This window comes from Gilliamella sp. wkB178 (assembly GCF_001690705.1).
GTDB lineage: Bacteria > Pseudomonadota > Gammaproteobacteria > Enterobacterales > Orbaceae > Gilliamella > Gilliamella apicola_K.
On sequence record NZ_LZGK01000005.1, the window covers coordinates 34,424 to 46,358 of the forward strand.

Consider the following 11,935-nt stretch of genomic DNA (forward strand, 5'->3'; position numbering starts at 1 on the left):
ATAATGACTAATTTAATAAGCTATTTTAGTCACTGTTATCGTGTTGACCAAAGAATATAACAAATTTTTTGTTATTCCGAAATGGGAAAAACATAGTATTAAATCTATTGATGAAATTTATACGCAAAAAACAGTTGTTAGCAAACTATTTAATAACTATTTTTATATGATTTACCTGTTTGATTAAACATACTAAGCTAGTACAAGAAATGATGCATATTCATTGTTGATCAGTATAATAAGCAATAAAGTTCACTTATCATTAACAGAGAAATAGTTGCCGATGGACTCAACCGCTAAAACCGCCTTAATTGATTTTACTACACGCTGGATTAATCAGTTTGAATATGCTCCTCATAGTGAAGATTTACACGCAATGCCTTCTCCATGCATTTTAACGACAAAACAACTAACAGTATATTGGCAACCTTTTTTATTAGAACCACCAAGAACGCTCACTATTATTGAACAAGTAGTTGGGATTACTTTACACCCCAATGCACACATTTTTTATGGGACTCAATATGCAGGTAATATGACGGCAAAATTAGCGGAAAATAATTTATTACTGCTTCAAGCTTGGAACGATGATGATTTTTCCAATTTAGAACAAAACTTAATTGCCCATTTATCTCAACAAAAAAAATTAAAACGTACTCCTACTATTTTTATTGCCTCAACCGATGAAGGCAGTGAAATAATCTCTATAAATAATTTAACGGGTGAAGTTGTAAAAGAAAATTTGATTTCAGCTGAATTAACCATATTAGCTAATAATTTAACAACTTTTTTAAATAGACTTATTGTTACTGACCCAAAATAAACCTTTAAAATAACAAAGCACTTACAGTTTACATTATTAGAATAGTAATTATCTAAATTGTATCTTACAAAATAATGTGTATATAATGCCTTTAAGGTAATTAAAAGAAATAGGTGATTTATGTTTGAAAATTTAACCGCTGCTCCTGCAGATCCTATCCTTGGATTAGCAGATCTTTATAATAATGATGAACGCACTAATAAAATTAATTTAAGTGTTGGCGTATATAAAGATGAAACGACACAAACGCCTATTCTAGCAAGTGTTAAAAAAGCTGAACACTTTTTATTAGATGACGAAACAACTAAAAGCTATTTACCAATTGTTGGTGTTAATGCATTTAATATAGCTACTCAAAATTTGCTTTTTGGTAGTGAAAACGAACGCGCAAAAACAGCGCAAGCGCCCGGAGGCACTGGTGCATTACGAATCATGGCGGATTTTTTAGCTCGCCGAACTAAAGTTAAACGAATTTGGGTTAGCAATCCTTCTTGGCCAAATCATCGTAGTGTATTCCAAACTGCGGGGCTTGAAGTGCGCGAATACCGTTATTACAATGCACAAACTCGCGAACTCGACTTTGATGCCATGATGAATGATTTAGGTTCAGTTGTAGCTGGTGAGGCAGTATTATTTCATGGCTGCTGTCATAATCCAACAGGCATTGATCCTACTCCTGAACAATGGCAAATAATTTCTGATTTAGCTGTAAAAAATGGTTGGTTACCACTATTTGATTTAGCGTATCAGGGATTTGGACAAGGTTTAGAAGAAGATGTGTATGGTTTAAGACTATTTGCCAACTCACAACCAGAATTACTGATTGCTAGTTCATATTCTAAAAATTTTGGTCTTTACAATGAACGCGTTGGTGCCTTTACTTTAATTGCAGCTAATGCAGATATTGCTAACCGCGCCTTTAGTCAGGTTAAGACGATTATTCGAGCTAATTATTCTAATCCACCTGCACATGGGGCAAAAATTGTTTCTTATATTTTAAATTCACCAGAATTGAAAGATGAATGGATTGATGAATTAACAGGTATGCGCCAACGAATTCATCGTATGCGCCAATTATTTGTTAAAACCTTGCAAGAAAAAGGAGCGAACCAAGATTTTAGTTTTATTGCTAAACAAAATGGTATGTTTTCCTTTAGTGGTTTGAATGAAGAACAAGTTCTCAAATTACGTAACGATTATGGTATTTACATTGTAAATTCTGGACGTATCAATGTAGCAGGAATGACACTTGATAATATGTCCAGACTATGCGAATCCATTGTTGAAGTTTTATAAAATATTTAAATGGCTTGATAACAATTTAACTTTTAATCAAGCCATTACTGTTTATGAATAGCAACTTTTTAATTCACAAATAGGCACCTTATTCTATAAGGCTAATTACCAATAAAAAAATTAAAAATCTAATTATGTCAATTTGTTATATCGCTTTAGGTAGCAATTTGGAAGACCCTTTTGCCCAAGCCAATCGAGCTATTATGGCTTTGCAACAGTTACCACAAAGCAAAGTTATTGATGTTTCCCCCTTTTACCGCAGTAAACCACTTGGACCGCAGGACCAAAATGATTATCTAAATGCAGTCATTAAAATGCATACCACTTTATCGCCAATAGCATTGCTTGATCAGCTACAGGCAATAGAACAATCACAGGGACGAGTGCGTAAGCAAAATCGCTGGGGAGCCAGAACCTTAGATCTCGATATATTACTGTATGATGATTTAGTTATTGATAGTGAAAGGCTGACAATCCCACATTACCATATGAAACATAGAGAGTTTGTCCTCTACCCATTATTTGATATAGAACCACAACTTATCTTACCTGATAACGAAAAATTACTCGATTTAGTGAGCAAATGTGCTAAAAATGGACTTAAAAAGTGGCATGAATAATTATTTTCATTAATAACATAGAGTTGTATTAAATCGCACTATTTACCGCAAAAAAATGATAAAAAAAATTTGCCAACGGCTAAATTATTGCTATAGTTTAGCGCTTGCAAATAATCTGTTCTAAAGGAGATTGCTGTGAAAAAGGAACAAAAAGTAAATACATCTTCTCTAAGCCTACTCTCAATTGCCGGGCTGAAGCCTTATAAAGAGGCTAAAGGTGAGGAGTATATGAATCCTAAGCAATTAAAACATTTTAAACTTATCTTAGAAGCATGGTTAGCTCAACTACAAGGTGAAATGGGTAAAACTGTTTCGCATATGCAAGATGAGGCAGCAAACTTCCCTGACCCAGCGGATCGGGCAACACAGGAAGAAGAGTTCAGCTTAGAACTGCGTGCTCGAGATAGGGAACGTAAACTTATCAAGAAAATTGAAAAAACCTTAAAGAAAATCGAAACAGATGATTTTGGTTATTGTGAATCTTGTGGTGTAGAAATTGGTATTCGTCGTTTAGAAGCAAGACCAACAGCTGACTTATGTATTGACTGTAAAACACTGGCTGAACTACGTGAAAAACAAATGGGTATGTAATTACTCTTTGCAGTAATATTGATGATTATTTGATGCACCATGCGTTATATTGGTCGTTTTGCACCATCACCTTCGGGACCACTACATTTCGGTTCGTTGGTGACAGCGATTGGTAGTTATCTACAAGCTAAGTCTAAAAATGGCAAATGGTTGGTTCGCATTGAAGATATCGATCCGCCACGTGAAGTCAAAGGCGCATCATCCCTGATTCTAAAAACATTAGAAGCACTCAATTTATACTGGGATGATGACATCTTATATCAATCGGCTTGTAGTGAACGTTACTATGCAGCTTTACAGTACTTACTTGATAAACAACTTGCATATTATTGTGACTGTACTCGCCAACGAATCCACAATCTACCTAATAGCCTTTATGATGGTTTTTGCCGCAATCGGCATCTATGCCAGTCTGCTAGCCAACAACTTGCGATACGTTTAAAACAAAGTTACCCTATTTATCAATTTACCGATCAAATTCAGGGTTTACAAAATGTCAACATCGCCAATGCTCAAGAAGATTTTGTTATTCATCGTAAAGATGGCTTGTTTGCTTATAATTTAGTTGTAGTACTCGATGATCATCTGCAAGGCATTACTGAAATTGTTCGTGGTGCAGATTTATTGCCCGTTACAGCTAAACAAATTTCGCTTTACCAACTATTTAATTTACCTGTGCCCACATATTGTCATTTACCATTGGTATTAGATAATAATGGTAATAAACTTTCCAAACAAAATCATGCTCAAGCAATTGATCTAAATAATCTGACTTCCGCGACAGTTCAAGCATTACAATTTTTGGGGCAAATTATTCCGGAAAATTGGCAAGATGCTAACCAACAACAACTTTTAGAGTGGGCCATTGAACATTGGGATTTAACTAAGGTTCCCCAGCAAAATAGTCTATTACCCACCAATATAAGATAAGTTAGGTAAAATACCCACCTTATGGTCATGTAAAAAGTGTTTTTCAGGCTTGCTCATCAATGAGGCATAAATTCTAGCTTTTAATTGTTCTTTTTGATCGGCACTAATTAACAAATCACGTAAATCTACCGCAGCATCACCAAATAAACAGTAATGTAATTTACCCAGTGACGAAACTCGTAATCGATTACAACTTTTACAAAAATCTTTGGAATACGGCATGATTAACCCAATTTTACCTTGGTAATCACTGTGCGAATACACTTTAGCTGGCCCTGATAATGCCACTTTCGGTTGCAATTGCCACCCTTGGGCAATGAGTTGAGTTTCAATCAAATTACCGGCTAAATGATAACGATTAAATACTTCATCGCTTTCACCTGTTTCCATAAGTTCAATAAAACGTAAATCTACAGGACGGTGTTTAATCCAAGCTAAATAATCGCTGAGATTATCATTCATATTTTTCATCAACACGGTGTTAATTTTGACTTTTTTAATACCGACTTCTAATGATTTTTCAACACATTGAACTATTTCTTTAAGTTTATCTTGACCAGTAATTAATTTAAATAAATGAGGTGAAAAACTATCAATACTAATATTTACCGCATTTAAACCTGCTTGCTGCCAGTGGGAAATATTCTTTAATAATCGCGAACCATTAGTAGTAATAGCCAATTCTTTAATGCTTGGATAAGATGAGATCATTGATAAAATATCAGCAAAATCGCGACGTAAGGTTGGTTCACCACCGGTTAAACGAATTTTATGCACGCCTAACTCAGTAAATGTGGCCACAATATTATTGATTTCATTTAGTGATAAAAATCTGTGGTCATTATTAGGATGATAACCTTGAGGTAAACAGTACTGACACTGGAAATTACACTGCTCAGTAATCGATAAGCGTAGGTATTGAAATCGACGTTGATAATTATCCATTAATTGCATAGTTTATAAACACCTTATCCAAATCGGGAAGCATAGCCATTTCTGAACTATACCGCGGCTAATTCACCATATGAAGTCATTATCGATATCACTTAGGTATAAAAAGCTTCAGAGTTTAATTTAGTTTAGCATAAGCCAATTTTTTTGACTATGAGCAATTTGAGCGATGCCATAATTAGCAATATAAATTATTTTATTTTGTAAAGATATTTCAGACTAATTCATCATTTTAATAATAAATCTGACTAAAGCGGTGTAGATATTGTTTTATGTTTTACTTATTAGTTTATTTTATGTATATAATGAATACCTTGTCGATAAAACCGTCAAATGGAGGTTGTGATGATCACCCATATTAGTCCATTGGGATCAATGGATTTACTTGCTCAAGCTGAAGTGGATATTTTAAAAAGATCTGCTAACAGTGAACTTTATCAATTATTTAGAAATTGTTCACTAGCAACACTAAATGCAGGTAGTAAAACTGATAACACTAAAGAATTACTGGATAGATTCCAATCATTTGAAATTAATGTGATTAGTAAAGAGCGCGGTGTTAAGTTAGAGTTGGTTAATGCACCGGAAAGTGCTTTTGTAGATCGTCGTATTATTCGTTCAATCCAAGCCAATCTTTTTGCGGTTTTACGTGATATTCTATTTTTAAATAGTCAGATAAGTGCCGTTAAACAGTTAGTCTCCAATGTTAAACTCGAAAGAGATCATTCCTTTTACGTCACCAATCTAGTATTTTCGATTTTACGTAATGCTAATGCGCTGCATGTTGGGGAAGAACCAAACTTAGTTGTTTGCTGGGGTGGGCATTCAATTAATGAAAATGAATATTACTATGCACGCCAAGTTGGCATGCAACTTGGCCTACGTGAACTTAATATTTGTACTGGTTGTGGTCCAGGGATTATGGAAGCACCAATGAAAGGGGCTGCTGTGGGTCATGCTCAGCAACGTTACAAAGACAGCCGTTTTATTGGTATGACTGAACCCTCAATTATTGCCGCCGAACCACCTAACGCCTTGGTTAACGAACTTATTATTATGCCTGATATTGAAAAGCGTCTGGAGGCTTTTGTGCGTATAGCCCATGGTATTATCATATTCCCTGGAGGTCCTGGTACCGCTGAAGAATTACTGTATATTTTAGGTATTTTATTAAATCCAGCCAATAAAGCCCAAACTCTACCACTTATTTTAACCGGACCTAAAGAGTGTGAGAGATACTTTACTGCCATTGATAATTTTATTCGCAGTGCTTTAGGTGATGAAGCGACCAAACTATATCAAATTGTGATTGATTCACCAGAACAAGTTGCTCGGATCATGAAAGAAGGAGTAAAACAGGTGAAATCATCACGTTTGGCTACTGGCGATGCATATGGATTTAACTGGTTACTTAAAATTGATGAATCATTACAACATCCGTTCGATCCAACGCATGCAAATATGGCATCGTTAAATCTGCACAAAGATCAGCCGGTTGAGCTATTAGCTGCGGATTTACGCCGGGCGTTTTCTGGTATTGTTGCTGGTAATGTCAAAGAGTTTGGCATGAAGCTAATTGCCGAACATGGACCTTATAAATTACAAGGCGATCCGGAGATTATGCAGCACTTAGATAACTTATTACGCAGCTTCATTCAGCAAGACCGGATGAAATTGCCGGGTGGAACCGCCTATCAACCTTGTTATGAGATTTGTTATTAACTAAAAATCTAAGCAAATTTACACGTTCCGCCGATAATCACATCGGCGGAAAATCTTAGCTATGAATATTTTTAACAATCAGCCAAAATATCCAGTGCTTCTGACACTTTTTTAACCGCAAATATCTGCATATTATCAGGTTTCTTTTTGGGCATATTAGCAATCGGCACAATCGCTTTTTTAAAGCCATGTTTGCCGGCTTCTGCAATTCGTTCTTGCCCACTAGGAACCGGTCTAATTTCGCCACCTAGTCCAATTTCCCCAAAAATAACGACATCTTGCGGTAGCGCACGATTACGGAAACTGGAGACTAAAGCGGCAATCAATGCCAAATCCGCACTGGTTTCGGTTACTTTTACCCCACCTACTACATTAACGAAGATATCTTGATCGGCCATTTGCAAGCCACCATGTCGATGTAACACTGCTAGGAGCAATGCCAGTCGGTTTTGATCCAAACCAACCGTAACACGCCTTGGGTTTCCATACATAGAATGATCGACTAAAGCTTGGATTTCAACCAGCAATGGTCTTGTCCCTTCCCATAACACCATTACCGAACTACCCGGCAACATTTCATCGCCACGGCTTAAAAAGATGGCTGATGGATTACTCACCTCTTTTAAACCTTGTTCAGTCATGGCAAACACGCCAAGTTCGTTCACTGCACCAAAGCGATTTTTATGGCTGCGTAACGTTCTAAAACGTGAATCGGCATCACCATCTAATAAAATAGAGCAATCAATACAATGTTCAAGCACTTTAGGACCCGCCAGTGAACCATCTTTAGTTACATGGCCAACCATAATAATGGCAATGCCTTTGGTTTTTGCAAAACGGGTCAAATAAGCGGCGGTTTCACGCACTTGCGCCACACTACCAGGCGATGATTGAATATCAGCAAGGTGCATAACTTGAATAGAGTCAATTACCATTAATTTGGGTTGCGACTGTTCGGCAAGCAAGCAAATTTGTTCAATACTGGTTTCAGATAACATATTGATATTATCTGTCGGTAATCCTAAACGGTGAGCACGCATCGCTACCTGTTGCAAAGACTCTTCACCAGTGACGTATAAGGTATTCATTTGTGAAGCAAGCCTGCACATGGTTTGCAATAACAAAGTACTTTTACCGGCGCCAGGATTACCGCCAATTAAAATAGCACTACCGGGTACCACGCCACCACCTAACACCCGATCAAATTCGGAAAAACCGGTTGAAAAACGCGGTAGCGCTTCTAAACTGATTTCGGATAATTTTTGGATTTTAGCTTGCCCAGCGCCACTACCGGCGTAACCAGTTAAGCGGTCATTACGCGAAGAGGTACTAGCAAGCCTAACTTCGGTGATAGTATTCCAAGCATGACAAGAACTGCATTGACCTTGCCAACGTGGATAATCTGCACCACAATCATTACATACATAAGCTCGCTTTACTGTTTTTGCCAAATTATTCTCCTAGCCTTCACTTAATAAACTGGTAGACAAAATACACCATAACCCAGTTAAATCTGCATAATTAATGCTAATTCGCGCCTTTTCGACTACTTTGGGTTTACCATGATAAGCAACGCCAAGCCCGGCAATACGAATCATCATCAAATCATTAGCACCATCACCAATCGCAACGGTTTGTTCAATTGGAATATTTAATGAAGTGGCTAATTGCTGTAATGTTCTGGCTTTATACTTTGCATCCACAATTTGGCCTGCAACTTTACCGGTTAGTTTGTTATTTTTAATCTCGAGTTCATTAGCATAGACCGCAACAAGTTTTAATCGTTGTTTTAAGTAATCGGCAAAATAGGTAAAACCACCTGATGCAATTGCCACATGCCAGTGTTTTTTATGCAGTTCTTTAACTAAATAGGTTAACCCCGGAGTTAACGGCAAATTACCTTTGACTTGATCTAAAATATCTTGCTGCGCGCCTTTTAACGTCGCGACGCGTTTACGTAAGCTAGCTGCAAAATCAAGTTCACCACGCATGGCTTGTTCAGTCACCGCTGCCACTCGCTCACCAACACCGTGTAATTTGGCTAGTTCATCAATGCATTCAATGCCAATCGCCGTTGAATCCATATCCATGACCAATAATCCGGGCGAATGTAGTGTTGGTAAATTATCAATCGGCGCAACATCAATACCTAGTGCCAATGATATAGATTTAGCCTTTTTAGGCATCATTCCTGCAATACGAACAATTTGATAAGTTTTAATCTTCCATGAAGAAACAATTACCATAGGCATAGCCAGTTGGTTTTGAAATTTAGACAATATAGTTTTGTTTAACTTGCGCCCATAAATAATCCAGCCTGTTTTACCGGCATTATAATCAAGTGGTACTACTTCACAGCCATTTAAAGAAAGTGGTAAACCTTGCCAATGTTGAATATTTTCAGGAAGATCCGTATAGGTAAGCGTGTAAGCCATATCAAAAGTCTTTATAACATAAAACAAAGTCCGAATTTATCATATCTACCAATATTTGTCCAAACTACGTTTTTTGCGCATATAAACTATAAAATAAAATGAAACGGCATAGACTCCGCAATAGTTTTTACAAAATAATCACCATTTTTATACTAAAAAATCCCATTTTCTGCATTTTTTAATATAAATCGATATCATTATTTACGATTAGATAGTTAATCCCCACACGCTGAGTTGCTCTAACGCTGGTCCTAGTCGTTCACCAAGTGGGGTCAATTTATATATTACTTTTAAAGGTGGTTTATCGCCAAAAACAGTGCGCGTAATTAAACCGTCATCTTCCAGTTTTTTGAGTTGGATACTTAAGATCATATCCGTAATTTCAGGGATCACTGTTTTTAATTCACAAAAGCGTTTTTCACTTAACAGCAGATAGTAAAGAATCACCCCTTTCCATCTGCCACCAATTAAATCCATCGCCAAACTAATTGGACAATAATAAATTTTATTTTTATAACGTTTTGACGGTCGTTGTTTATCTGTTTGCATGACATATTCCTAACTATCTAGTTTGATAGATATTGCGATAAAGTTATTTAGTAATAAACTAATAATAGAAGCTATCATTTTAATAGTAAAAAAAGGGAAAGGGGATCATTATGGCATTAATTATTTTAGGTCATCCAAACATCGAACAATCTGTGGCTAACAAAACAATTATTGAGAATGTGCAAGCCAATATGCCGGATATTGAAATACGCAATATTCATCAACTTTATCCAGACTATCAAATCAATGTCCAAGAAGAACAAGCTGCACTTTTAAGGCATAATCTGATTGTTTTACAATATCCTATGTATTGGTTTAATATGCCAGCTATTCTAAAAATATGGTTCGATGAAGTATTAACTTACCAATTTGCCTATGGCTCTAAAGGCGATAAATTAAAAAATAAAAAACTGTTACCGAGTTTGACCATTGGAGCCAATCAAGAAGTCTATCAACAAGATGGGCATAATTTAATCGATGATTTTTTACAACCGGTCAAAATCTCAACCATCTATACACAAATGCAATATCTTTCACCGATTTTTATATATGGCGTGTCACCAGTAATTGAAAGTAGCCACGATAAAATAAAAGCGTTAGCGTTAAAGCAAAGCCAACGATTACAGGAAATCATTAAACAACATAGCTGAGTATAATCAAATGTGATGATTAACTAATCAATCATCACATTCTATTTTATCTCTTATTTATCTCTTAGCATTTATTTAATACTGCATAAAAGAAGCCATCACCACCCTCTGGTACAGGTAAAAATTGCTTCATTTCACCTTGTAACTTTGCATCACTATGCGCTTGTAAAAAACGTTCAATTTGTAATTTATTTTCATCCGGTAAGATTGAACAAGTTGCATAAACTAATGTGCCACCAATTTTTAAATAGTGCCAAATTTTGCTTAGAATTGCATATTGTAGTTCAGTTAATTGCGCTATATCACTATCTCTACGCAACCATTTTATATCGGGATGACGCCGAATAACACCAGTTGCCGAACAAGGTGCATCAAGCAAAATTCGGTCAAACTCTTGCCCTGCACACCATTGTTCAGGCGTAAGTCCATCTCCAACTTTAACTTCTGCTTGTTGTTTTAAACGTGCCAAATTTTGATAGATACGTTTAACGCGACAGGCATCAATATCAACGGCTAACACGTTAGCTTTTGGGGCAACTTCCAATATATGCGTCGTTTTGCCACCTGGTGCGGCACATAAATCTAAAATCTGCTCGCCATCTTGTGGCGCTAATAAGTAGGCCGCATATTGAGCAGAGAGATCTTGCACGGTTACCGCGCCATTATCAAAATACGGTAATTGATTAACATTTACCGGTGTGAGTAACTGGAGCGCATCAGGTACCTCCGGACAAATTTTAGTTTCAATTTGTTGCTGTTTAAGCAACTGTTGATACTCTTGTGTTGAATAATGCGTTTGATTAATTCGTAACCACATTGGTGGTTTTTGATTATTGGCATTAACTATTGCTTGCCATTGCTGTGGGTAAGCTTGTTTTAAACGATTTAACAACCAACTCGGGTGCAAGGTTTGGCTAACTTGTTGCTTAGTATCTTGTCTAAATTTTTGCGGTAATGATGTTTGCTGGCGCAAAAATTCACGCAGTACACCATTAATTAAGCCTTTAAATGGTATTTTTTTCAGTGGCTGAACCGCACTAACCGTTTCACCAACCGCGGCATGTTCAGGGATGCGAGTATAAAGGATCTGATAAATGCCAACTAATAATAAATAGTGCAAGATTAGATTTTTTCCGGTTAGTACTTTATTCATCAAGGTATGAACATAAAAATTCAGTTCAGGTAATACGCGCATTACACCAAAACAGATTTCTTGCACTAAAGCGCGATCTTTATCGGCCACCTTATCATTTAAAATAGTCAATGTAGCACTCAGGGAATGCCCTTGTTCAAGTACATTAAAAATGGCTTGAGCACAAACGGCTCGAATATTTGGCTGAGATTTGTTATTCATACAGGTCATGACCT

The 11,935-nt window shown here is 36.5% G+C and carries 12 protein-coding genes and 1 riboswitch; of the genes, 7 read left to right on the forward strand and 5 right to left on the reverse strand.

Translation table 11 applies throughout. The features are described from left to right. The first annotated feature begins 283 nt into the window (after positions 1-283). From syd to gluQRS, 5 genes are all read left to right on the forward strand, one after another. Positions 284-823 (forward strand): SecY-interacting protein, encoded by a 540-nt coding sequence (syd, locus tag A9G13_RS01250; protein WP_065555821.1) that lies wholly within the window; start codon positions 284-286, stop codon positions 821-823. A gap of 120 nt (positions 824-943) precedes the next feature. Then, positions 944-2,119, forward strand: a complete 1,176-nt coding sequence (locus A9G13_RS01255) for an amino acid aminotransferase (protein WP_065555822.1) — start codon at positions 944-946, stop codon at positions 2,117-2,119. 134 nt (positions 2,120-2,253) lie between these two features. Then, entirely contained in the window at positions 2,254-2,739 is a 486-nt protein-coding gene (gene folK, locus A9G13_RS01260; protein ID WP_065555823.1) for a 2-amino-4-hydroxy-6-hydroxymethyldihydropteridine diphosphokinase, read from the forward strand. Between the two features lie 135 nt (positions 2,740-2,874). Next, the gene (dksA, locus tag A9G13_RS01265; protein WP_065555824.1) at positions 2,875-3,330 is read left to right on the forward strand and encodes an RNA polymerase-binding protein DksA; all 456 of its coding nucleotides are present in this window, start codon (positions 2,875-2,877) and stop codon (positions 3,328-3,330) included. A 39-nt stretch (positions 3,331-3,369) separates the two neighbouring features. Then, on the forward strand, positions 3,370-4,260 hold the full coding sequence (gene gluQRS, locus A9G13_RS01270) for a tRNA glutamyl-Q(34) synthetase GluQRS (RefSeq protein ID WP_065555825.1): 891 nt from the start codon (positions 3,370-3,372) through the stop codon (positions 4,258-4,260). Here gluQRS and moaA read toward each other — a convergent pair. After that, positions 4,240-5,214, reverse strand: a complete 975-nt coding sequence (gene moaA / locus A9G13_RS01275; RefSeq protein ID WP_065555826.1) for a GTP 3',8-cyclase MoaA — start codon at positions 5,212-5,214, stop codon at positions 4,240-4,242. The genes gluQRS and moaA overlap by 21 nt on opposite strands. Continuing rightward, a riboswitch (molybdenum cofactor riboswitch) is annotated at positions 5,209-5,340 on the reverse strand. It overlaps the preceding gene by 6 nt. A 216-nt stretch (positions 5,341-5,556) precedes the next feature. Between moaA and ppnN the strand changes: the two genes are divergently transcribed. Continuing rightward, entirely contained in the window at positions 5,557-6,933 is a 1,377-nt protein-coding gene (gene ppnN, locus A9G13_RS01280) for a nucleotide 5'-monophosphate nucleosidase PpnN (RefSeq protein ID WP_065555827.1), read from the forward strand. 71 nt (positions 6,934-7,004) lie between these two features. Here ppnN and radA read toward each other — a convergent pair whose 3' ends face one another. From radA to A9G13_RS01295, 3 genes are all read right to left on the reverse strand, one after another. Beyond that, a complete protein-coding gene (gene radA / locus A9G13_RS01285) occupies positions 7,005-8,384 on the reverse strand; it encodes a DNA repair protein RadA (protein ID WP_065555828.1) in 1,380 nt (459 codons plus the stop codon). A 9-nt stretch (positions 8,385-8,393) separates the two neighbouring features. Beyond that, positions 8,394-9,368, reverse strand: coding sequence for a phosphoserine phosphatase (gene serB, locus A9G13_RS01290; RefSeq protein WP_065555829.1), 975 nt, complete (start codon positions 9,366-9,368; stop codon positions 8,394-8,396). 207 nt (positions 9,369-9,575) lie between these two features. Further along, positions 9,576-9,917: a winged helix-turn-helix transcriptional regulator gene (locus A9G13_RS01295; RefSeq protein ID WP_065555830.1), complete on the reverse strand. Its 342-nt coding sequence runs from the start codon at positions 9,915-9,917 to the stop codon at positions 9,576-9,578. Between the two features lie 110 nt (positions 9,918-10,027). On the opposite strand from A9G13_RS01295, the gene A9G13_RS01300 reads away from it, so the two are divergent. Continuing rightward, positions 10,028-10,567 carry an NAD(P)H-dependent oxidoreductase gene (locus tag A9G13_RS01300; protein ID WP_065555831.1) on the forward strand — a complete coding sequence of 180 codons (540 nt, stop codon included), beginning with the start codon at positions 10,028-10,030 and terminating at the stop codon, positions 10,565-10,567. A gap of 64 nt (positions 10,568-10,631) precedes the next feature. Here the strand turns inward: A9G13_RS01300 and rsmB are convergent, their stop codons facing one another. Continuing rightward, entirely contained in the window at positions 10,632-11,921 is a 1,290-nt protein-coding gene (gene rsmB, locus A9G13_RS01305; RefSeq protein ID WP_065555832.1) for a 16S rRNA (cytosine(967)-C(5))-methyltransferase RsmB, read from the reverse strand. Positions 11,922-11,935: the final 14 nt, after the last annotated feature.

Bases quoted from the DNA above. Each gene is read 5' to 3' on its own strand.
- syd (WP_065555821.1), top strand. From the start codon at position 284: ATGGACTCAACCGCTAAAACCGCCTTAATTGATTTTACTACACGCTGG.
- A9G13_RS01255 (WP_065555822.1), top strand. From the start codon at position 944: ATGTTTGAAAATTTAACCGCTGCTCCTGCAGATCCTATCCTTGGATTA.
- folK (WP_065555823.1), top strand. From the start codon at position 2,254: ATGTCAATTTGTTATATCGCTTTAGGTAGCAATTTGGAAGACCCTTTT.
- gluQRS (WP_065555825.1), top strand. From the start codon at position 3,370: ATGCGTTATATTGGTCGTTTTGCACCATCACCTTCGGGACCACTACAT.
- moaA (WP_065555826.1), bottom strand. From the start codon at position 5,214: ATGCAATTAATGGATAATTATCAACGTCGATTTCAATACCTACGCTTA.
- ppnN (WP_065555827.1), top strand. From the start codon at position 5,557: ATGATCACCCATATTAGTCCATTGGGATCAATGGATTTACTTGCTCAA.
- serB (WP_065555829.1), bottom strand. From the start codon at position 9,368: ATGGCTTACACGCTTACCTATACGGATCTTCCTGAAAATATTCAACAT.
- A9G13_RS01295 (WP_065555830.1), bottom strand. From the start codon at position 9,917: ATGCAAACAGATAAACAACGACCGTCAAAACGTTATAAAAATAAAATT.
- A9G13_RS01300 (WP_065555831.1), top strand. From the start codon at position 10,028: ATGGCATTAATTATTTTAGGTCATCCAAACATCGAACAATCTGTGGCT.
- rsmB (WP_065555832.1), bottom strand. From the start codon at position 11,921: ATGAATAACAAATCTCAGCCAAATATTCGAGCCGTTTGTGCTCAAGCC.